This window comes from Pseudoalteromonas peptidolytica, from assembly GCF_012641745.1.
GTDB classification, from domain to species: domain Bacteria; phylum Pseudomonadota; class Gammaproteobacteria; order Enterobacterales; family Alteromonadaceae; genus Pseudoalteromonas; species Pseudoalteromonas peptidolytica.
In genome coordinates, this window is sequence record NZ_WEHZ01000002.1 from 197936 (window position 1) to 220358 (window position 22423).

Consider the following 22423-nt stretch of genomic DNA (forward strand, 5'->3'; position numbering starts at 1 on the left):
ACAGTCCCGCCTTAATTGGCTTGTTATATTTTTCCTGCTGAAATACCTTGCAATAGTTCACGCATTGCAGCGGCACCATCTTCCATACGCTTTTGCTCATTATATTTTTCTTCACCAAAATAATTCGCTGACTCTGAGATTTTCAAACCATCGAGAATTAATTTTTTTGCAATAGCGTATGATTCAGGAAACGAGCTTTTATAAAATATAAAAATAAGTATAAAAATAAGTGACACCCATCTAGATTAACATTCAAGCTGAGGAAGTGAAGTAAAAAGTATGTAAACACTTCTATCACTTTGGTCAAAAGCGTTTTCCGATAGGCCGACTTTTAGCGCGAAGCGTATCTCTACACTAAACCGAGTTCTCGCGCACGACAAAGCGCTGCAAATACAGCAGTAATAAATGCTAGAGCTGAGAATGTGAGTTTTTGCTAAGTCAAAAATCTAAGGCTTATCCAGATTAGCACTTGATCAAATTGGGCATAAAAAAACCAGCGTATTGACGCTGGTTTTTTTATTACTTTTTCTTTTTAACCTTGGCAGCTTTCTTTTTCGCTTTGATTTTAGCGGGATCTTTTTTCTTTTTCGGTGCCTTGGCTTCTTTATGTTTAGGTTCTAAGCCTTTAATTACGCGGCGCTTAAGTTTTTGGTCTGTATAACGCTCAACTTTGCCGAGTATTTCAACATCATGGGCTTCAACCAAAGAAACTGCGGTGCCTTTTTTCCCTGCTCGGCCGGTACGCCCGATACGGTGTACATAAATATCCGCAGTGCGTGGCATATCAAAGTTGAATACGTGGCTGATGTCTGCAACATCAATACCACGGGCGGCAACATCCGTCGCTACAAGAATTTTTGTTTTGCCACTGTGGAAGCTTGCCATAGCAGTCATACGTTTATCTTGTGGCATTTCACCACGTAGCCAAGTTGTTTTTATGCCTTTGGCAAATAGTTCGCCCACCAGTGTTTCAAGTCTTTCACGGGTTTTAACAAACACAACGGCTTTAGTGACTTCTTCATCATCGAGCAACTGCGCTAATAGGTTAACCTTGTGCTCATAGCTGTCAGCTAAATGAACCCATTGATGGATCTTGCCTTTTTCTTTACGAGAAGGGGTCGCTTCAAGTAGTGCTGGGTCTTGCAAAATACGCTCAGCGAATTTCTCGACGCTTTCGCCTTCCAATGTTGCAGAGAACAAAAAACACTGGCGACGGTTAACTGCTTCCGAGCAAATACGTAGCATTTCTTTGCGAAAGCCCATGTCTAGCATGCGATCGGCTTCATCTAGAATAAGCAGCTCAACATTTTCAGCGTGGAAGTTTTCGGTTTCTAGATATTCCATCAAGCGACCAGGTGTTGCGATGAGAATATCGTTGTTCTTCTCAAAAATTTCTTTGTGAGTACCATAGTTAATACCACCGGTTACTACACCAATTTTGAGGTGAACACCTGCTGCCAGTAACTCACATTGCTCATGTATTTGGTAGGCAAGCTCCCGAGTAGGCGTCATGATCAGCACGCGGGCAAAACCTGGCTCTTTGCGCGGAAAATCTAGCAAATACTGAATCGCAGGGATCAAGAATGCAGCGGTTTTACCCGTACCGGTTGGTGCACTGGCGAGAATGTCTCGACCAATCAGGGCTTCAGGAATAGCCATCTGTTGAATGCTGGTAGGAGTTTCATACCCCATTTTCTTAATAGCACTAATCAGCTTGCCGTCTAAATCAAATTCAGTAAATTGCATATTGCATCACAAATAAAGGACAATAGCGGAATTATACGTTGCTATTGCATTTTCTCAAAGGTATAGGATGTCTCAGTTTGCATTTAAACAATTTTCAGTGACGCAGCGCCATGCTGCTATGAAAGTTTCAACGGATGGGATCTTACTTGGTGCTTGGGCACCGGTATCGAATGCTAGGTCAATTGTGGATGTTGGTGCGGGGACTGGCTTGGTTGCGTTAATGTGTAAGCAGCGCAACCCAAATAGCAGTATTTATGCTGTTGAATTGGACCAAGCGGCACTCGTTGATGCGCAATATAATATTACCCATAGCCCATGGCCAGACATTAAGTTGTGCGATACTGCAATTCAAGCGTTTGAATGCGAAACTCAGTTTGACTTAATGGTGTCTAATCCGCCTTACTTTAACACCAGCTTGAAAAGCCAAGACCCTGCCAGAAACCGAGCGCGGCATACAGACAGCCTAAGCTTTGACGATTTATTGTCTGCGTTTGAAAGATTGACTTCGCCTCAGGGTCAGTTGGCTGTGATTTTGCCGTATCAGGAAAGTTTGCTGTTTAATCAATTGGCTGACAAAAGAAATCTCTCTCTCATTTCGGCCTGTACAATCAGCACAACTCCAAAAAAGGCACCGTCAAGGCGCTTGATGCTATTTAGTAAACTTGCTCACCATACTAAAGATGAGCAGAGGCTGGTGATTTATGATGAAAATAATCAATACAGCAAAGAGTACGTTGCTTTGTGCCAAGCGTTTTACTTAAAAATGTAAACGAGAGGGGGAGTTAACACGGTTGGCGTGTTAACTCGGTGAGCACTACTGCTCCAACTCGGTATATTCCGTCATGATCTGCTCAATCCAAGTGGCGATGCGCTCATCACTTTTGTCGTATTGGCTATCTTCATCCAGCGCAAGTCCAACAAAATGAGCGTTATCTTCAGTAAGCGCCTTTGATGCTTCAAACTCGTATTCATCATTGTTTGGCCAATAACCTAAGAAAGTCACTTGCTGTGGTGCAATTTTATCGTGCAGCATGCCTAGGGCATCTTGAAACCACTCACCATATCCTTGTTGATCTCCCATACCAAATAGCGCAATGACCTTTCCGCTTAAATCAACGGTTTCAATATCGTCCCAGTGAGATTCCCAATCTTCTTGTAATTCGCCAAAATCCCAAGTAGAGATACCAAAAATTAGGAAGTCAAACTGCTCTGCTTTTTTTAACGGCTCATCCTTAATGTTAAATAAGGTTACGGTGTCTTTGCCGATAATTTCTTGAATCTTTTCTGCGGCCATTTCTGTATAGCAGGTAGTGGAGCCGTAAAATAACCCAATTTGCATTGTATTTATCACTTTCAATTTGACTGGTATTATGGCCGCCAAGTTTACATCATGACGTAGCGAATTAATACAGGTGCCCAGTGAGCGAACACCAACCATACCCATTTGAGATGTCCGACACCCAATTGATTGAAGCCTTCCTCGATGCGCTTTTTTTGGAGCAAGGACTAAGCGAAAATACGATTAGTGCCTACCGCAGCGATTTAGAAAAGTTTCTTTTGTTCATAACCAAAGAAAAGGTGAGTACATCGTTATTAGCCGTTTCGTCTCAAGACATTGAAGCTTATCTTGCTTATCGTGTTGATAAAGGCCTAAAAGCGAAAAGTAGCGCAAGGGCGATCAGCGCATTAAAACGATTTTATTTATACTGGGTACGTGAAAAAAAAATCAGTCAATCGCCACTAGATACTATTGCGCAGCCTAAAACAACGCCATCATTGCCAAAAACCCTTAGTGAAGCAGAGGTAGAGGCACTGTTAAATGCTCCAGACTGTGAAGACCCTATGGGCCTACGAGATAAAGCGATGCTCGAGCTCCTTTATGCCACAGGGCTGCGAGTGACTGAGCTGGTGGGGCTAAGGATGGAGCAGGTCAATATGCGACAAGCTGTGGTACTTGTGCGGGGTAAAGGTAATAAAGAACGTTTAGTCCCGATGGGGGAAGAAGCATTGCACTGGTTAGAACAATTTCTTAAAAAAGGTCGGGGGTTGATGATTAAGCATGCGACCGATTTTGTGTTTCCATCAAAGCGCGGTATCGGTATGACACGACAAACTTTTTGGCATCGAATTAAACACTATGCTATTTTGGCAGACGTAAAGTCGCCGTTATCGCCACATACGTTACGCCATGCTTTTGCAACACATTTACTAAACCATGGTGCCGACCTGCGCGTTGTTCAAATGATGCTTGGCCACAGTGACTTGTCAACGACTCAAATTTACACGCATGTTGCCAGTGAACGCCTCAAAACTTTACACCAGCAGCATCATCCAAGAGCTTAAATTTTTGTTACTTGGGAATTATTTACAGGTTACTCCGGTCATAGTGGGTAGCAACAAGGAGTGCGTCTCCTGTCATAAAAGGTTTAGAGAGAATAACATGAAAAAATTAATTATCGCCGCATCACTGGCATTAAGCTTCGGTGCATTTGCCGAGCAAACGGAAAATCAAGTAACTACCAGTGTTGATCCAATTACTGCGCAATTTAGTGGTTTAGGAATTGCGGTGAAAGAGATTAAAGATAGCCCGCTTGCGGGCTTGAAGACGGTGATCACTGATAAAGGAGTGTTGTACTCAAGTGCTGACGGAAAATATTTAATCCAGGGCACGATGATCGACCTTGATAACCGTCGAAATATCACTGAGGATGCGTTAAGTGGCGTGCGCAAGCAGGGCATTGCTGAATATGAAGATTCAATGATTGTCTATAAGGCAGAAAACGAGAAGCATCAGATCACTATATTTACCGACATTACCTGTGGCTACTGCCGTAAACTCCACCGTGAGTTAGAGGAGTATCTAGCAGCAGGGATCACGGTAAAATATTTAGCTTTTCCACGTGGTGGCTTACGTGGCTCGGGCTATGAAGACCTCAGAAATGTTTGGTGTGCCAAAGATGCTGCAGCAGCCTTAACAGATGCCAAGGCTGGAGGCGAAGTAAAAGTAGTTGAAAACTGTCAAGCCCCAGTTGCTGAGCATTATCAACTAGGTCAGAGCTTTGGTATTTCGGGCACGCCTGCCATCATTCTTGAAGACGGTTCTATGATCCCAGGCTATCAACCAGCTGCTGCAATTTCACAGATGCTAGACGCACAAAGCCCTAAGTCTTAAGGCTTCTACGCAGCGATGGAGTTCACGACAAGAACTCGGTAAAATAGCGAAATAAAAAATACAAAAGGCCATTATGGCCTTTTTTGTTTGTGAAAGGTTATGTATACAGAAATTAAACCGAGAGAGCGGGTTGACGACAGTCATTTACCATCATCGTTACATCCGGTGATCAAGCAGCTTTATGCCGCAAGAGGGGTGAAAGCAGCTTTTGAGTTAGATAATAGTGCGGCAACGCTACACGACTTTAAGCTGTTCAAAGACATTGAACTGGCAAGCCAAATCTTAGCGCAAGCGCTCGCAGAGCAAGCAAAAATACTCATTGTAGGGGATTTTGATGCCGACGGTGCTACCAGTACAGCGGTATTGATGGAGGGGTTAGCGCAGTTTGGCTTTTTGCATGTCGACTACCTTGTACCAGACCGATTTAGTTTGGGATATGGATTAAGCCCTGCTTTAGCTGAGCAAATTGTATCGCTTAGCCCCGACTTAGTGATAACAGTTGATAACGGTATTTCTTGCATTCGTGGTGTAGAAATTGTCAAGCAAGCGGGCATTAAAGTTATTGTTACCGATCATCATTTACAAGGTGATGTCCTGCCGAACGCCGATGCAATCGTAAACCCTAATCGCCTTGATTGTGAGTTTCCATCAAAATCTATCGCCGGAGTGGGGGTTGCTTTTTATCTCTTAATCGCGCTACGACATTACTTGCGCTTGCAAAATTATTTTACTGAGCAAAATAAACCAATACCTAACCTAGCTTCTTTACTTGATATTGTCGCGTTAGGTACCGTTGCTGATGTGGTGGCGCTGGATGCGAATAATCGTACGCTGGTACACCAAGGGCTTGCACGGATCCGTAGTGGTCAAACAAGGCCTGGGATCCAAGCCTTGATTGAAGTTGCGAATCGAAATATTGCAAGGCTGAGCGCCAGTGACTTTGGTTTTGCTTTGGCTCCAAGGTTAAATGCAGCAGGTCGCCTTGATGATATGAGTTTAGGGATCGCCTGTTTGTTGTCAAAAGATATTAATCAAGCACGCCGTATTGCGTCTGAACTCGATAGTTTGAATATTGAACGTCGTGAAATAGAGCAAAGCATGCAGCAAGAAGCGCAAGCGGTATTGGAACGGCTAGTATTGAAAAGCCAAGCCGTGCCAGACGCCTTGTGTTTATATCAAGATGATTGGCATCAAGGGGTAATAGGTATTCTGGCTGGACGCCTAAAAGAAAAATATCATCGTCCATGTATTATTTTTGCACAAGGCGACAATGGTGAGATCAAAGGGTCGTGTCGTTCCATTGAAGGCCTGCATATGCGTGACCTGCTTGAGTCAATCAATACCCAGCATCCGGATTTAATTATAAAGTTTGGCGGTCATGCGATGGCGGCGGGGCTGACTATTCAAGAAGCTGAATTTGCCAATTTTAAGAGGATATTTGAGCAACGAGTCAGTGCAACCCTGACTGAAGAAGCAAAACAAAGCATTCTCTTGACCGATGGAGAATTACCAGGTGATTGCTTCACCATGGATTTTGCTTTTGAATTACAACAGGCAGGTCCATGGGGACAACAATTTAGCGAGCCTGTATTTCAGGATGTATTTGAGTTGGTGCAGCAGCGCATTGTTGGCGAAAAGCACCTAAAACTTGTGCTTAAGCACCGCTCTGGTCGTTTGGTTGATGCAATAGCGTTTAATGTTGACGTTCGGGCTTGGCCAAATCACCAAGCAACCCACGCCTTGTTTGCTTACCAACTCGATATTAATGAGTTTCGTGGTAAATATAATTTACAGCTCATTGTTCGTGAGCTTCAAGCACAGTAGAGTTAGTAAGCACGTCGTCAGCGGCGTTTTAGAAAAACTACGAAAATTCTCCCTTTAAGGGATGCTAAGCGCGGTTATTATTTGATACTATTGGTCGCTTAAATCTAGAGCCTGGCAGATTGTCAGGCTTGTTTGTGAATTCACAAACCCACAAATTTAGTTCTGGAGTAATGGTAAATGTTTGAAGTGAATCCTGTGATTAACCAAATCAAGGAAATTCGCGAGCGTACAGAGCTTCTTAGGGGGTATCTTTGACTACGCTCTAAAGCAAGAGCGTTTAGAAGAAGTTAATGCCGAATTAGAAGATCCTGCTGTATGGAATGAGCCGGAAAGAGCCCAAGCACTGGGCAAAGAGAAATCAAACCTAGAAGTCATTGTTGAAACCATCGACAACCTTGTAGCCGGCGCTGATGATGCAGAAGGTTTGGTTGAGCTTGCTGTGGAAGCTGAAGATGAAGAAACCTTCACTGAAGCAGAACAAGAAGTTAACGGCCTTGTTGAGCAACTGGAAAAACTAGAGTTTCGTCGGATGTTCTCGGGCGATCAAGATGCCAACGATGCGTATATCGACTTACAGTCAGGTTCCGGCGGCACCGAAGCACAAGATTGGTGTAACATGTTGCTTCGTATGTATTTACGCTGGGCTGAAGCGAAAGGCTTTAAAGCTGAAATCGTTGAAGCAACAGATGGCGATGTTGCCGGTATTAAGGGTGCAACCGTGAAGGTGAGTGGTGAGTATGCCTATGGTTGGCTGCGCACTGAGACTGGTGTACACCGCTTAGTACGTAAGAGTCCTTTTGATTCAGGCGGTCGTCGTCACACTTCATTTGCCTCTGTATTCGTTTACCCAGAAATTGACGATAATATCGAGATTGATATTAACCCCGCAGATCTTCGTATCGATGTATATCGTGCATCGGGCGCTGGTGGTCAGCACGTTAACCGTACAGAATCGGCGGTACGTATTACACACTTACCAACGAATACCGTTGTACAGTGTCAAAATGACCGCTCGCAGCATAAAAACAAAGATCAAGCGATGAAGCAGTTAAAGGCGAAATTGTTTGAACTTGAACTGCAAAAGCAAAATGCTGAAAAGCAAGCCCAAGAAGATGCAAAATCTGACATTGGTTGGGGCAGCCAAATCCGTTCATACGTGCTTGATGATTCACGTATCAAAGATTTGCGCACTGGTATTGAGAACCGCAATACCCAAGCCGTATTAGACGGTGATTTAGATAAATTTATCGAAGCAAGCCTGAAATCAGGCCTTTAATCCACAAGCTAAACTAAGAGCTAAACAATGACAGATCACAATCAAGACGAAAATAAACTTATTGCTGAGCGTCGTGGCAAGCTAGATGCGATCCGTGAGAATTGCCCTGCAAATGGCCACCCGAACTCATTCCGCCGTGAAGACTACACGCAAGATCTACAAGCTAAGTTTGGTGATAAATCGAAAGAAGAACTTGTAGAGCTTGACCATCATGTTTCAGTTGCCGGTCGTCTGCTTGCAAAACGTGGTCCTTTCTTAGTATTACAAGATATGAAAGGTCGCATTCAGGCTTATGCTTCAAAAGACGTACAGAAAGACCTAAAAGAAAAGTATGGCCAGTTAGACATCGGCGATATCGTTGGCGTTAAAGGTCCGCTTCATAAGTCAGGTAAAGGCGATTTATATGTAGACATGGTTGAGTATGAGCTACTGACTAAGTCGTTACGTCCACTGCCTGAAAAGTTCCACGGTCTGACAGATCAAGAAGCGAAATATCGTCAGCGTTATGTTGATTTAATCACTAACATGGATACGCGTGAAACTTTCCGTATTCGCTCTAAAGTGATTGAAGGTATTCGCCGTTTCTTAGCGGATCGTGACTTTATGGAAGTGGAAACACCGATGCTACAGGTAATTCCTGGTGGTGCATCTGCACGTCCATTTGTAACCCATCACAACGCATTAGATATCGATATGTACCTACGTATCGCACCTGAGCTATACCTTAAGCGCCTAGTGGTTGGTGGTTTTGAGCGCGTATTCGAAATCAACCGTAACTTCCGTAACGAAGGTTTATCTACACGTCACAATCCTGAATTCACGATGATTGAGTTTTATCAAGCATACGCGGATTACAATGATTTGATGAACCTAACTGAAGACATGCTACGTACCGTTGCACAAGACGTATTAGGCACCACAACGGTAATTAATACCGTGAAGAATGCTGAAGGCGAAGTGACCGAGACAATTGAGTATGACTTTGGCAGCCCATTCCAGCGCTTATCAATGGCTGATGCTATTTTACAGTATGGCCCTGATGCTGAAGCGCAAGCTGAAATCTTCAAAGATCCAGAAAACCACTTTGAAGCACTGAAAGCTTACGCGAAGAAAGTACACGTTAAGATCCCTGAAAAATGTGTATGGGGTCCAGGTAAGTTCTTATGTGAAATCTTCGAGGAAGTTGCTGAACATAGACTTATCCAACCGACGTTCATCACTGAATACCCGTGGGAAGTGTCTCCACTTGCGCGTCGTAATGACGAAAATCCATTCATTACTGACCGTTTTGAGTTCTTTGTTGGCGGTCGTGAGCTGGCGAATGGTTTCTCTGAGCTTAATGATGCTGAAGATCAAGCTGCGCGCTTTGCTCGCCAAGTGGAAGAAAAAGATGCAGGTGACGATGAAGCAATGCACTACGATGCGGATTATATCCGTGCGCTAGAGCATGGTTTACCGCCAACAGCAGGTGAGGGGATTGGTATCGATCGCCTAGTGATGTTGTTCACAGACTCACCGACTATCAAAGACGTTATTTTGTTCCCACATATGCGTCCAGAAGTACAAGCTGAGCAATAAGTACTTTCAAGTCATTTGAAGCTACATTAAGAAAAGCGCCTTATGGCGCTTTTCTGTTATTTGTGTGAGAAAAAGCGTATTGCGTATTCAAAGCATCATGCCCTCTATACTTGTTGGCCTTGAAACTTGCTCAATTTGAAGACGTAAATCTGACGCTAACGGCGTTAAAAGTTTCTTAATGAGAACAACTAAATAACCTAAACTTGGGATAATAGCTGGTTCCCTAGCAGCGGTTATGAACTAGATCTTCTTGCATAAAAATCGCTCACTAATTAAGTCGAATTGGTATTGTAGGGCTATGTGAGCATTCACTCAGTCTATAATGCAGTTCCTTATTTGATACTTGATTATCTAGCTTTATTAACTAACCTTCTTCAAGTTTGAGAATACTTCACAATAATAATACCGAGACACTTAATTGAGCTGTCAGCTTTGTTTAGTAAGCAACTGCCAAAAAATTAAGATAGAAGTTAACTGTAAAAATTGGATGGCTATTAGGTACGCTTGGTTTCGGACGAAGGGAAATAAAATGAACCGCCACGAACATATTGATGCTGACGACGAACACGAGCAAGCGAGAATAATGTATTATCGAGCCTGTATTGCTGAGTTTCAACAGCTAGGTTATCAAGAAGCACTTTTAGATGAAACATTCAGCCAAAAACGTTTAGGTGAAACCAAGTTGAATGACTCTAACTCTCTACAAAATGAGTAAAATTTGGCGTTAGTGCTGAGTAACTAGGCAGACTGCACAATCTATCACCATTCAGTGCTTTTTTACAAGAAAAGTATTTGACATATTTTTTCTAACCTATATTATACGCCCCACAAGACGGAGAGGTGGCCGAGTGGCTGAAGGCGCTCCCCTGCTAAGGGAGTATAGGGTTTGTAGCCCTATCGAGGGTTCGAATCCCTCCCCCTCCGCCATTTTATAATGGTTATCTTGTACGGACGCATAGCTCAGCTGGATAGAGTACCTGGCTACGAACCAGGCGGTCGGAGGTTCGAATCCTCCTGCGTCCGCCACTTTTCTTTAAGTGGTAAAAAATAAAGAAGTTGGAAAACTATACATTCAAAACGGACGCATAGCTCAGCTGGATAGAGTACCTGGCTACGAACCAGGCGGTCGGAGGTTCGAATCCTCCTGCGTCCGCCACTTTCTCTTTAGGTGGTAAAAAATAAAGGTAGGAAACAGGAAGTCGGAGGTTCACCTTCACAAAATACGCCCTGCATCCGCCACTCTTATTTAAGTGGTAAAAAATAAAGAAGTTGGAAAACTATACATTCAAAACGGACGCATAGCTCAGCTGGATAGAGTACCTGGCTACGAACCAGGCGGTCGGAGGTTCGAATCCTCCTGCGTCCGCCACGTTTCTTTAAGTGGTAAAAAATAAAGAAGTTGGAAAACTATACATTCAAAACGGACGCATAGCTCAGCTGGATAGAGTACCTGGCTACGAACCAGGCGGTCGGAGGTTCGAATCCTCCTGCGTCCGCCATTTTTTCTTTAGGTGGTTAAAAAATAAAGGTAAGAAACAGGAAGTCGGAGGTTCACCTTCATAAAATATGTCCTGTGTTCATCACTTTCCTCAAGTGGTAAAATAAAGAGATACATAGGCCGACGTAAGTCGGTTTTTTTGTGCCTGAATATACAGTGTAGGAGCAGGTTTACCCTGCGATCTTTAATCTCACCGTCCTCATCGCCATACGGAGGTTCAAGCGGTCGGAGGTTCACTCCCCACAAAGTACGTCCTGCGTCTGTCATTTCCCTCAAGAGGTAAAATAAAGAGATACACAAGCCGACGTAAGTCGGTTTTTTGTGCCTGGACATTTCGGAAACCTTTGAAAATGAATGCCTTTTCATTTATCGTTGAGTTGATAATATTGTCTAAATTCTCAGTAGCTTCTATGTTTCAGTCATTCATCACGTTGGTGATCTTAATTTTTGGTTTCTTATCATTCAGCCTCAATGCGCTTACCTTAGGTGCTGAGCGAGCTGAAGACTACTTATCTGCTTTGAAAGGCAAACGAGTGGGACTCATTGTAAATCAAACCTCCCGAGTCGCAGATCATCATCTTGTAGACTTTTTAATAAAACAAGGTGTTGATGTTAAGAAAGTATTTGCCCCAGAGCATGGCTTTCGTGGAAACCAAGATGCAGGCGCGCAAGTTGAAGACGAAAGAGATGTGAAAACCGGACTGCCAATCATCTCGCTTTATGGCAAGAATAAAAAGCCAAAAGCTGATCAGCTTAAGGACATCGATATTCTTATTTTTGATATTCAAGATGTCGGTGTACGATTTTATACTTATATCAGCACCATGCACCTCGCGATGGAAGCAGCATCAGATATTGGTATTGAGTTTTGGGTGTTTGATAGGCCAAACCCAAATCTGAACTATATAGATGGCCCAGTATTAGAAAAGCCGTTTCGGTCATTTGTGGGCATGCACCCGATCCCAGTACTACATGGTATGACGGTAGGGGAGCTTGCCTTGATGATTAATGGAGAAGGCTGGTTGGTAAGTAACAATAAATTGCGCCTTCGCGTGGTTTCTATGCTGCAATACAGTAGTGCAACCCAATACAAAACCCCAATACCGCCAAGTCCTAATTTACCTAATCAACGCGCTATTTATCTATATCCTTCGCTCTGCTTTTTTGAAGCGACCCCAGTTTCGGTAGGAAGAGGCACAGACTTTCCGTTTCAAGTATTTGGCCATTCAAACCCTAAACTAGGAAAGTTTAATTTTACCCCTAAGCCTGTCATCGGTGCGGCCTCTAACCCAAAACTAAATGGTGTGATTGCTTATGGTGAAGATTTAAGGGACAGTTCAGTGAGAGGATTTGATTTAACTTGGTTTATTGCTGCCTATCAGCAATTCAGCCATGAGGGAGTGGAGTTTTTTCAATCCCCGAGCTTTATGGACAAATTAGCAGGAACAGACAAAGTCCGCAAGGCCATGGAGGCAGGGTTGACTGCCTCAGAGATCCGCACACTGTGGCAGCAGGATGTTCAGCGTTTTATAAAGCTACGAGAACAGTACTTGTTGTACCCACGGTGAGCGACTTGGTTGAAAACGACTAAAACACGGCAGGTAGCCTGCCGTAAAACATCATTACTCGCTGCGCAATACCTGCATGTTTTCGTTTGCTTTATCAACGCGTTTTTGCCAGTGAAGGTTCGACTGTGCCAGCGATGTAAACAATACATCTATAAGATAAGCTTGTGAAGTACGTGATAACATACCTGAGTGCTTAAGCGGCTCTCCTTCGTTAATGCAGTACAGCGTGGCGTCCGCCATTTCGGCTAGTGCATGGTTGCCATATCTTGAAATAGCCAAACACTTACAATCATTGTCTAGTGCTTGATTCGTTAGCGTTAACAAGCTTTTACTTGTACCTGTATTACTAATAACTATCAGTAGATCATCTTTTCCCATTGTAGCGATAAAGCTAGAAGCACTGATCTCATCAACTTGTGCAATGGCTGGGATCCCTAGTTTTTGTAATTTCCATGTTAAATCTTGTGCCATCGTAAAGGTGCTGCCCAGCGCACAAACTATTACTTTTCTGGCGTTTTTTACCAGCTGAATTGCGCATTCAAACTGTTTAGCTGAATTTAATTTCCGAGTCTCTGAGATAACATTTTGCTGTTTTAGTTGTAATTTATCTGCAATTAACTCAATAGAATCGTTGCTGGAAATTAGCTCATCAATTGGCAAGCTTGTATCTGCTTGCTCGTTAAGTGCATCCACCACGGCTAATTTAAAAGCAGGAAACCCTTTGTAACCTAACTTTTGAGCAAATTTCACGACGCTAGATTGGCTAACACCAGCTTCACGCGCCAGCTCAACAGAAGAAAGCGCACGGATTTTATCGCCCGAGTTCAAGGTAAAGTCAGCGAGCTTAGCTTCACTATTTGATAGCGATGGACGAAGAGCTTTGATTTTGACAAATGTAGACATGCGATACTCAATCCGAACTAAATTAATCTGTCCATATTATAGGTTCAATTGTAACGTTACGATAGACCAAAAAGGAATATCATTGCACAAAACACATTCATTGTACCAGTTTTGGGGTTAAATGTTGACTTAAATTTAATTTATTCATAAAGACTTGGTGTTTTAAACCGCTTAACTTAAGCTAGGTGTTTTGAATTCGTAGACTAAACTATATGGCTTGGTACTCAATTTTACCACCTTTGATCGCGATAGTGGTCGTGTTTTGGCGTAAAGAAGTCATCATCGCACTGATATTAGCGCTAGTTTCATCTGAGCTTCTGTCGGCAATGAATGGCCAGCAGCCATTACTTTGGGCTACTTTTGTTGGCAGTGTTGAGCGTGTTATTGAAGTGTCGACTTCGGCAGGTAATAGTAGAATATTAATTTTCAGTATCGTGATTGGAGCACTGCTGGCTTATATTCGAGAGTCTGGTGGAGTTGCTGCCACGGTAAATATGCTACTAAACCGAGGGGTTGCAAAAAGTAAACGTCAAGTTGGGCTGTTGACAATGTTTACAGGTACCGCCGTATTTATAGAGTCAAATATGAGCGTACTAACGTCAGGCATTGTTGCTAGGGGACTATTTGACAGGTTCAGCATGAGCAGAGCACGTTTAGCTTACATTATTGATAGTACCAGCGCTCCTGTTTGTATTTTAATTTTATTAAATGGATGGGGAGCATATGTTCTCGGTTTGCTGAGTAATTATGAGTTGGCGCAATCTCCAGTCAGTATTTTATGGGGTAGCGTAATGTTTAACTTTTACGCGATTATCGCACTCTTAATTGTGTTTTACACAATTATCTTTGATAAAGTCCACGGCCCTATGAAAAAGGCTGAGCAGGAACTCCAGCATCAATCTGTTGAATTAGATAGTGGCCCTCAAGCCACCAAGTCTCGTTATATGTTAATACCATTATTGACGCTGATCATAAGTATGGTTGGGTTTATGTTTGTAACCGGAAATGGTGAGTTGGCAAATGGAAGTGGGTCTAAGTCTGTGCTCTACGCCACAATATTAGCCGTAACAGTCGCATACATACTGCTATTAGCCGGTAAAAGATTTAACCATCATCAATTAATGGATATCGGTTTTAAAGGAATGGGAGAATTGCTCCCACTTGTTAGCATAGTGCTCCTTTCTCTAACGCTGGGTGCAAGCCTGAAGGACTTAGGTACAGGGACTTTCGTTGCATCTTTGGTGGGTGACTATTTGCCTGTGTATTTAATCGTACCTGTGCTTTTTATCACAGGAGCGATAATGTCGTTTACTACAGGAACTTCTTGGGGCACTTTTGCAATACTTATACCGATAGGTGTGCCCTTGATCCAAACGTTAGGATTGCCACCATCCTTAGTGATAGGCGCTATTTTGAGTGGAGGTATATTTGGAGATCACTGCTCACCAATTTCTGATACAAGTGCAGTTTCTGCACTCGCCTCGGGCTGTGATTTACTCACTCATGTTAAAACTCAGCTCCCTTATGCGCTAGTAGGAGGAGGGGCTGCAATTGTTTGCTTTATGATTGCAAGCTTCGTTATGATCTAGTTATAGGCTCCAGCTATATGACTTTGTTTTGATACCAGCCTCATTTTAGTTAGCGTGAGTGACATCTGGGGGGCAAGCCGGTATCCGGCTATGTCCCATGCTTTCTATGTCGATGATTTGTCCCTCTGCGGATGTAGGTACCTTGGCGATAGCAGGACGAGGTAGCGGGGTTATCGACAAAATTTTCTCGCCTCAAAATAGACCACCTAATTAGGCAAATTGATATCATTTTTGCTGTCATGGTGCTGCTCCTTAAAATAAATCGTTAAAGGAAAAACGATCAACAATGACCAAGAGGATGGAAATTTCTTATTTCGTTGATATGAATCTTGGTATGATGTGATGCCTTGGTTTAGAATGCGCGGGTTGAAAAGGCACGTAGCGTCTTGAGTTAAACTTAGGGGAGTGGTGAGTTATGACATTAATAGAGATAGATAAAGCCCGTTATCGAAAGCACTTAAATCAGGTTATTGTGGCATGTGTTATTGCATTGACTGCGATTAGTTTAGGCGTAGCGCAGCTACTTATCTATTTGTTTCCAGATGCTGATGGTAGCCACTTCCATTGGAACTTATCAGGTGTCGTCGTGGCCTGTTTGATAATTGCTGGTGTCTTAAAAAAATACAAATCCCATTCGTTTATGACCGAAGTGAGTTATGTATGGGATTTGAAGCAGGCACTCAATAAAATTACACGAAAGATGTCTAAACTAAAGCAAGCCGCAGCAAACGGAGAGGTGGAAGCAATGACTGCGATTCAATACAGTTATGCAGGCTCAAGGCAGCTTTGGCAACTTGACGATAACACCATAACGATGGATGACTTAGCACTATGGCAAAGTGAACTTGATGCACTTGCTAGCAAGTACCAAGTTGAAATTCGAGCAGAAAATTATCATGAGTCTATTTTAGATAAATATTAAGGTGTGTTGATCTTTGTTTTTTGAGTGTTTTATTGGTTGCGGCACTCGACTTGCCGCCTAGCAACCTATGCAACAATGAGCAAAACGCGCTAAAGTGAATCCAAACTGCTGCAAAAACAAACCTGAAAGATAAACAAATCCTAGGCAAACCTTTGATAAGTAAGGTTTGCAATTTTTCACATTTTTTAATGTGACACTAATATGTCAAGAGAATAATATACTGCTCGTTTTTTCTATTAGTGGGACGAGTAGGGTAGTGTCGTTACGTCATAGACTGCATCAATTTGGTTGGTTAGTGTTAATTAACTCACTTTTTTCTATCTTACTAGCAGCAAATGTTGTTAATTCTAATCCGAATAGCTACCAGGGCCTGACTCTCTTCTACGCTACAGTGTCGACATGGGGGCATATGGCATTGCTCACAGGCGCTATTAGTTTGGTGCTATTGCCATTGGTTTGGGTTAAGTCAGAAGGTTGCAGGGCGCTCGGTTTTTCAGCTTTTTATGCTTTTTTCTTTGCGTTACTAATAGTCAACAGTCTGTGTTTCGAGCTATACAAATTTCATATCAATGGTGTCATTATTGATATGTTGTTAGCAGGGCAGGTGATTGAGTTATCTGTGCATGCTTGGATACAAGCCAGTGTTATTTTTGTCCTCTTATTTGTGTGTCAATACATACTTGTTAAGTGGAGCAGTAGACCAAAACGGCTAATGAGTATGCGGCTGGGGCGAAAATATGTTGTAGCCACCTGCTGCGCCGTGTTAGCAAGCAACACAATTCACGTTTGGGCAAGTGCTAACGTATACCAACCAATTACTGGATTCAGCAAGTACTTACCGCTTTTTAAGCCAGCCACCGCGAATACACTTTTGCGGCAATATGAGTTAATAGATGAAGCAGCGCTTGCACAACAAAAAAGCATGTCTTTGGTAAAAGGGCAGTTTAATTATCCGCTTCATCGGCTTGAGGCAGACTCTGTTACTGCTCCTAATATTGTCGTTATTGTACTTGACTCTTGGCGCTACGATGCTTTTACAAAAAGTGCCACTCCTAATATCTGGGCGTTTGCCAAACATGGCCTGACCTTTGAGCAGCACTTCTCGACCGGTAACTCAACTAGAACTGGGATCACTGGCTTATTTTACAGTTTAACAGGAACCTATTGGCAAGATATTTACAACAATCGTGCCGCTCCGCTATGGATGGATAGAATGCGCGAATTAAACTATCAATTTGGTATTTTTTCTTCAGCGCAGCTGATCCGCCCTGAGTTTAACGAAACCGTTTTTTCTAATATAAATGGATTGCAAACCCACACTGAGGGTGATGATGTATTGGCTAGGGATAGGCAAATAACCAAAAACTGGCTGTCGTGGTATGACAACAAAACGCCAGCGCAACCCTCATTTAGCTTTCTCTTTTACGATGCAATTCATGGGTATGCTGTGCCTGATGGCTACCAAGCTGGATTTCAGCCAATGCATGGTCCGATCAACCATATGTTGCTACACAATAACTACGAAAGACAGCCAGTTTATAATCGCTATTTAACAAGTACTCACTTTGTGGACAGTTTAGTTGCGTCAGTATTAGCGAAGATTAATAGAGAAAATACGTTGGTAATTATTACCTCAGATCATGGTGAGGAATTAAATGACAACAAGCTGAACTATTGGGGCCATAATAGTAACTTTTCAACTCCTCAAGTGAAGGTCCCCTTTATTGTAGTAGGGCCAAAAGTAGAAAAATGGCGTCATTGGAAAACATCCCGTGCTACAACCAGCCACCTAGATGTAGCACCTACTATTATGAAAACGTATTTGGGGGTAAAAAATGAGGTACAGGACTTTGCACTTGGCATGAGTCTTACAGAGCCCGTCCAAGAAAGGGAATGGTTGTTATTGAGTAGTTACAACAAATACGCCATTGTCAACAGGCAGCAGATTATAGAAGTATCAACATTGGGGACTTACGAGGTACTTGATCATAGTAACAGGCCAACTGAGCAAGCTCCAAACTACAAGCATGTACAGCATGCCTTGGAGCAAAGTCGACACTTCCAATAAGAACTGAACTATCTGATACCAATTCAATGGAATTTCCTTTCTAAAAGCCAAGTATGATGGGAGCTTTAATCAATTAGTATCTGTCTACCGGCTACCTTGATGCTCCTGTACTTAGGTTAGATTAGTATTATTCTCATCATCTATTGAATAAACTGCAAACGCATTTTTTTTACCTCGTTTTACGGCGTACATGGCTTTATCTGCATACTCAATAAGTTGCCCCAGCTCTTTGGCATCTTTTGGGTAACTCGCAACACCAATACTAGCGCCAACACTAAGATGTATATTTTTAGTCTCGTTAATTTGCCACAGCATTGCGGTGTTGATAGCTGCTAATAAATTTGCCGCAATTTGGTGTAATTTTTCTTTTTCGACACAGTGTAGGGCAATTAAAAACTCATCCCCTCCCCAGCGGCAAACAATATCTTTGTCTCTAACCCGCTTTGTTATTTGCTTGGCTATATGTCTTAACATTTTATCCCCAGCATTATGGCCATAAATATCATTTACCGGCTTAAACTCATCTAAATCTACGATAAATAGGCTAAAGGGTAAGGCGTCATTGAGCCATTCATTAAGCTTGATTTCAGCGCCGTGACGGTTATACAGCCCAGTAAGCTTGTCGCGGTTCGCTTTTATATTCAGCTCTTGGAAAACAGTCTTTCTCATTGTGATGTCAGAGAGGAAAATTTGCAGATAAAGTTGTCCGTTGCTTTCTAAACGCAGCATAATGATGCTGAGCCAAACGGGTTGCTCTGTGAGCGGATTGATAAATTCAAACTCAGATTGTGTGGGCTGGTTAAGGGCGAGCGTATGTTCAGTAAAGGTGTATAGTATATCTGGAGTTTGGCAATAACGGCCAAAGCTCTCAGGAAAAAACTCTTCTAAATCAATTCCCATTCCGGCAAGCAGATCACAAGCAGCGTCATTGGCCAAGAGCACCTCTCCTTTGTCTTTCACTAATAATGTCGGCGAGGAAGAACGCTCAAACATAAGTCGAAAGCGTTTTTCCAGTGCTTCTATGTCAGCCCTGAGGCGACGTTCTTGTTCAAACATCGCGGCGGTTTTCGCGATAAGCTGGTTAGTATTGTTAGCAATATCACCTATTTCGCTAGAGTCATGGCCATTTGGTATTTGCAGCTTGAGTGGCGCACCAGGAATGACCTGGGCAATCTGTTTATTCAAAATGCTCAGGGGTTTGGTGACTAGAAAGTGTGTCAGGATAGTAAAAATGACCAAAATAGGAATAATGACGATCATTAACGTCTTGACGCTGGACCGAGCGATGTCTCTGGCGTTTTGTTCAATAAATATGGAATTTGGCTGGATATAGATTTCACCAACAATTTCATTAAACAGAAATGGATGGTTGAGCTTGATGATAGTCGCGTTGTCGGTCTTAAAGCCCACGCTTTGTGCCAACCATTTTTCCTCACTTTTCATTGCAGCAGAGGAAATAACATCGTTACTGATCAAGCCATTTATTACCTCTACTGCCAAATCCTTATCGTTGAGATACGTAGCAATAGATGAAGAAGCCGAAACCGTTTGACCGATTTGTCCAATAATAGTACTGGAACGCGCTAATTCACGCTCGAAAATGTGATCGTGATATAGCTTGGCATATAAAAGCGAAAATACGCATGTTGATATGACCAGCACCAGTGCTAGTCGGACAATCAATCCATATCTAGTCATTGATCTGATAAATTACCTTAACATCATCAGTCACAAGCTCCATCGGTATATAGCCTATGGCGTTAGGTGTTTTTACGATATTTTTTAGTATAGCCGAAGGAGATGAAAAGTACTGAGGAGGAGATACCTTACCGCTAAACTTGATCCTTGACCAATACGCATTGATTTGACTTTCATTTCGTCCTGTAAGCGCAAAAAAGAATGGCTCTCTCATGGGGTGAGATTTGTCATAATCATAGGTAACCGCCATTTCCCCATTAGGAAACGCTACATATTTTCCCATGTACATATCAATAAGTTGCCGCTGTGAAACGGTATCTATCGGGTTACTTTTATTGACGATAACGGCAATATCAGCATGAGCAAATAAAGGGCTTACACTAACAAGTAAAAGTAAAAACCTCAGCTCTTTCATCAAAACACCCAATTAAAGCTTAAGGTGAAGGTGTTAAACGAAAGGTCAGGTTCCTCAAACTGATCCGCTCGATGTAAATAAAATGCGCTGGGTAATCGGTGGGTTGTGGTGTGTTGCCAGTTAAGTTTTAAAGCCAGTGTTGCTGAGAGCTCGCGCCGCCAAGTTAAAGAGGTTGTGCTTTGATCAAGTTGGTAAAATCCAGAGTGCATTGACGCTGCTTGATACAACTCTACTAACTCAGGTAACGGTACTGTGGGTCCTGGCTCTACTTCTTTATTATCGGATTTGGCAATGGAATAACTTACTGAGAGCGTATTCAAATCAAATCGCTTACCTACCGTAATATAACCTGCCTTGAGATGATTAAGGACACTTGAATTTGAGTCGGTGAGAGAGGCTTCAGTTTGTACTAGCCAATTTGAATCATCATATCGCATGCTTAATGCGTTATAAGTAAAATCTTTATCTTGTATAAAAAGAGAGTCGATCAATTGTGATTTAGTAGGCCAAAATGAGAGTGGCACTTTGACTAGGGCGTCACGTAATTGGCCTTGTTGTTCGTGTTCATTAGCCGACTTTGTTGTGGTGTAATTAGCTCTAAATAGCCAGTTTAGTGTTTCATATTGTGCCACTACGCCTAAGATAGACTTGAGCTCCACATTCCAAAAAAAGCCATTGTCACTGTAAAGCGGTGACTCAGATCTTCCCCAATATGCTTTTATGCTTGCTACACCATGGCTCAGTGGCGCGCGGTACTGAAGATCAATACCATCCAAGTTCTGGTGAGGAATGATGGCGTAAAACTCAACTGGCGGATGCTCCAAGTCCATAGAGTAACCAATATCTCGATACTCGGTCATTAAAAACAAATCGAGCCCGGTACGTCCAGCACGAAACTGCCAATTTGAGCTTGCACTGTAGCGTAAAAAAGCCAATTTCAGAGTATTGTTAATTTTATCATTGCGTTGGTCTTTGATTAGCAGTTGTCCGACTAGATCAAATGAGCTGTTTATTTTCCATTCGGCTTGTAAGCCAATTGAAGAGAATGAAAAGTCAAGTTCATCTGTCGTTACTCCGCTTGGTTGTGAGATTGTTTCTCTAATTTTAGCCGTGCGAGAGTCTGTTTTTACCGCTTTAAGCGTCGCAAAACCGCTAAAGTCGGCATTTGCACTATGGCTTAATGGTGTGAAAGCCAACAAGCATACGAATACTGAACGCATAAAATTTGTGTGAGAGTTTATCTTCCTTACCTTTCAGACTAGTTTGATTTTTACCATTTACCAATGCGATGTTACCTTTAGCCTTGTATAATGCCAGTAAAGACACCATATCTCTTTTATGGTAGCATATTGTTATATTATCACATTAGGCAAGATTAAGACGTGGCAGAAGTAAGAGCGAGAGTCGAGCTGAACGTAGGGCAGCACAGTAATATCCCTGCGGAAATAGTTTCTTTTTCAGGGCTACATGATGGCCAAGAACATGTTGCATTAGTATTTAATAATGCTGACAGCAATCAGTCTGTGCCCCTTATTCGTATGCACTCTGAGTGCTTGACTGGTGATGTCTTCCATTCTTCACGTTGCGATTGCGGTGAACAGCTGAATGAGTGCATTGAAATGATGCACAAACAAGGAGGCGTGTTACTGTATTTACGTCAAGAAGGCCGCGGTATTGGCTTATACAACAAAATTGATGCGTACGTTTTGCAATCTCAAGGCATGAATACCTATGAAGCCAATAATCATCTTGGTTTTGAAGATGACTTAAGGGACTTTTCAGATGCGGTGCTGATGTTACAAGCACTTGGGCTAAACCACGTTAAGTTAATGACAAATAACCCAAAAAAGTTAAAAGCACTGAGAAACGCTGGTATTACAGTCGATGAGGTCGTTGGAACACAAGCCCATGTTAAAGTTGGAGTATCCGGCAATGAGCAATACTTAAAAACTAAAATACAACACGGTGCTCATATGTTAGATATCAAGAAAATTTCAAAAGCGGACTAAGGGCTTTTTGCCCTTATTCTCTGAACAATGACTGGTATTGATGTGGTGGCGGCCTTACTCGGCTTACCACTTGAAGGTCAAAGTGACTATCTGCGCTTTCCACTTGGCTAAATCCAAACTTAATTTCGTATAAATTTGAAAGATGGGTGCGAAGCAG

General features: G+C 42.5%; 19 protein-coding genes and 5 tRNA genes. 17 read left to right on the forward strand and 7 right to left on the reverse strand.

The genetic code is table 11. The features are described 5' to 3' along the window. Positions 1 to 23: 23 nt before the first annotated feature. Positions 24 to 236 (reverse strand): hypothetical protein, encoded by a 213-nt coding sequence (locus F9Y84_RS02105; RefSeq protein ID WP_147391066.1) that lies wholly within the window; start codon positions 234 to 236, stop codon positions 24 to 26. A gap of 283 nt (positions 237 to 519) precedes the next feature. Further along, entirely contained in the window at positions 520 to 1746 is a 1227-nt protein-coding gene (gene srmB, locus F9Y84_RS02110; protein WP_147391065.1) for an ATP-dependent RNA helicase SrmB, read from the reverse strand. Positions 1747 to 1813: 67 nt separating this feature from the next. Here srmB and F9Y84_RS02115 point away from each other — a divergent pair, with 67 nt between their 5' ends. Further along, positions 1814 to 2515, forward strand: a complete 702-nt coding sequence (locus tag F9Y84_RS02115) for a tRNA1(Val) (adenine(37)-N6)-methyltransferase (RefSeq protein WP_128731930.1) — start codon at positions 1814 to 1816, stop codon at positions 2513 to 2515. A gap of 45 nt (positions 2516 to 2560) precedes the next feature. Here the strand turns inward: F9Y84_RS02115 and fldB are convergent, their stop codons facing one another. Beyond that, positions 2561 to 3085, reverse strand: coding sequence for a flavodoxin FldB (fldB, locus tag F9Y84_RS02120; RefSeq protein ID WP_125250843.1), 525 nt, complete (start codon positions 3083 to 3085; stop codon positions 2561 to 2563). A 110-nt stretch (positions 3086 to 3195) separates the two neighbouring features. On the opposite strand from fldB, the gene xerD reads away from it, so the two are divergent. From xerD to F9Y84_RS02180, 12 genes are all read left to right on the forward strand, one after another. After that, positions 3196 to 4089, forward strand: coding sequence for a site-specific tyrosine recombinase XerD (xerD, locus tag F9Y84_RS02125; protein ID WP_125250971.1), 894 nt, complete (start codon positions 3196 to 3198; stop codon positions 4087 to 4089). Between the two features lie 97 nt (positions 4090 to 4186). Next, positions 4187 to 4918 carry a bifunctional protein-disulfide isomerase/oxidoreductase DsbC gene (gene dsbC / locus F9Y84_RS02130; RefSeq protein WP_147391064.1) on the forward strand — a complete coding sequence of 244 codons (732 nt, stop codon included), beginning with the start codon at positions 4187 to 4189 and terminating at the stop codon, positions 4916 to 4918. A gap of 99 nt (positions 4919 to 5017) precedes the next feature. After that, entirely contained in the window at positions 5018 to 6742 is a 1725-nt protein-coding gene (gene recJ, locus F9Y84_RS02135; RefSeq protein WP_147391063.1) for a single-stranded-DNA-specific exonuclease RecJ, read from the forward strand. A gap of 177 nt (positions 6743 to 6919) precedes the next feature. After that, positions 6920 to 8018 (forward strand): peptide chain release factor 2 gene (gene prfB, locus F9Y84_RS02140; RefSeq protein WP_125250840.1). Its coding sequence is split into 2 segments (ribosomal slippage): positions 6920 to 6994 and positions 6996 to 8018, totalling 1098 coding nucleotides; the frame shifts between segments, so codons are not numbered across the junction. A gap of 27 nt (positions 8019 to 8045) precedes the next feature. Then, positions 8046 to 9596: a lysine--tRNA ligase gene (gene lysS, locus F9Y84_RS02145; protein ID WP_147391062.1), complete on the forward strand. Its 1551-nt coding sequence runs from the start codon at positions 8046 to 8048 to the stop codon at positions 9594 to 9596. A 529-nt stretch (positions 9597 to 10125) separates the two neighbouring features. After that, positions 10126 to 10311, forward strand: coding sequence for a hypothetical protein (locus tag F9Y84_RS02150; protein ID WP_147391061.1), 186 nt, complete (start codon positions 10126 to 10128; stop codon positions 10309 to 10311). Positions 10312 to 10430: 119 nt separating this feature from the next. Next, positions 10431 to 10523, forward strand: a tRNA-Ser gene (locus tag F9Y84_RS02155). Between the two features lie 22 nt (positions 10524 to 10545). Beyond that, a tRNA-Arg gene (locus F9Y84_RS02160) sits at positions 10546 to 10622 on the forward strand. Positions 10623 to 10675: 53 nt separating this feature from the next. Next, positions 10676 to 10752, forward strand: a tRNA-Arg gene (locus F9Y84_RS02165). A 136-nt stretch (positions 10753 to 10888) separates the two neighbouring features. Then, a tRNA-Arg gene (locus F9Y84_RS02170) sits at positions 10889 to 10965 on the forward strand. A 53-nt stretch (positions 10966 to 11018) separates the two neighbouring features. Then, positions 11019 to 11095 (forward strand) — tRNA-Arg (locus F9Y84_RS02175). Positions 11096 to 11504: 409 nt separating this feature from the next. Beyond that, positions 11505 to 12662 (forward strand): exo-beta-N-acetylmuramidase NamZ family protein, encoded by a 1158-nt coding sequence (locus F9Y84_RS02180; RefSeq protein WP_147389819.1) that lies wholly within the window; start codon positions 11505 to 11507, stop codon positions 12660 to 12662. A gap of 54 nt (positions 12663 to 12716) precedes the next feature. Here F9Y84_RS02180 and F9Y84_RS02185 read toward each other — a convergent pair whose 3' ends face one another. Continuing rightward, positions 12717 to 13565, reverse strand: coding sequence for a MurR/RpiR family transcriptional regulator (locus tag F9Y84_RS02185; protein WP_125254034.1), 849 nt, complete (start codon positions 13563 to 13565; stop codon positions 12717 to 12719). Positions 13566 to 13777: 212 nt separating this feature from the next. Here F9Y84_RS02185 and F9Y84_RS02190 point away from each other — a divergent pair, with 212 nt between their 5' ends. The 3 genes from F9Y84_RS02190 to F9Y84_RS02200 all read left to right on the forward strand — a co-directional run bounded on the left by F9Y84_RS02190 (position 13778) and on the right by F9Y84_RS02200 (position 18144). Next, positions 13778 to 15154, forward strand: a complete 1377-nt coding sequence (locus F9Y84_RS02190; protein ID WP_147389817.1) for a Na+/H+ antiporter NhaC family protein — start codon at positions 13778 to 13780, stop codon at positions 15152 to 15154. A 415-nt stretch (positions 15155 to 15569) separates the two neighbouring features. After that, on the forward strand, positions 15570 to 16076 hold the full coding sequence (locus F9Y84_RS02195; protein WP_125254032.1) for a DUF3087 domain-containing protein: 507 nt from the start codon (positions 15570 to 15572) through the stop codon (positions 16074 to 16076). A 256-nt stretch (positions 16077 to 16332) separates the two neighbouring features. Further along, positions 16333 to 18144, forward strand: a complete 1812-nt coding sequence (locus F9Y84_RS02200; protein ID WP_280177905.1) for a DUF3413 domain-containing protein — start codon at positions 16333 to 16335, stop codon at positions 18142 to 18144. 111 nt (positions 18145 to 18255) lie between these two features. On the opposite strand, the gene F9Y84_RS02205 is transcribed toward F9Y84_RS02200, so the two are convergent. The 3 genes from F9Y84_RS02205 to F9Y84_RS02215 are packed head-to-tail and all read right to left on the reverse strand — an operon-like array spanning position 18256 to position 21477. Then, positions 18256 to 19842 (reverse strand): sensor domain-containing diguanylate cyclase, encoded by a 1587-nt coding sequence (locus F9Y84_RS02205; protein WP_147389813.1) that lies wholly within the window; start codon positions 19840 to 19842, stop codon positions 18256 to 18258. Continuing rightward, the gene (locus tag F9Y84_RS02210; protein ID WP_125254029.1) at positions 19835 to 20257 is read right to left on the reverse strand and encodes a type 2 periplasmic-binding domain-containing protein; all 423 of its coding nucleotides are present in this window, start codon (positions 20255 to 20257) and stop codon (positions 19835 to 19837) included. The genes F9Y84_RS02205 and F9Y84_RS02210 overlap by 8 nt, the downstream gene beginning before the upstream one ends. Next, complete coding sequence (locus tag F9Y84_RS02215) at positions 20257 to 21477, reverse strand: hypothetical protein (protein WP_147389811.1); 1221 nt, start codon at positions 21475 to 21477, stop codon at positions 20257 to 20259. Before F9Y84_RS02215 ends, F9Y84_RS02210 begins: the two co-directional genes overlap by 1 nt. Positions 21478 to 21639: 162 nt before the next feature. Here F9Y84_RS02215 and F9Y84_RS02220 point away from each other — a divergent pair, with 162 nt between their 5' ends. Further along, complete coding sequence (locus F9Y84_RS02220) at positions 21640 to 22266, forward strand: GTP cyclohydrolase II (RefSeq protein ID WP_125254027.1); 627 nt, start codon at positions 21640 to 21642, stop codon at positions 22264 to 22266. Positions 22267 to 22423: the final 157 nt, after the last annotated feature.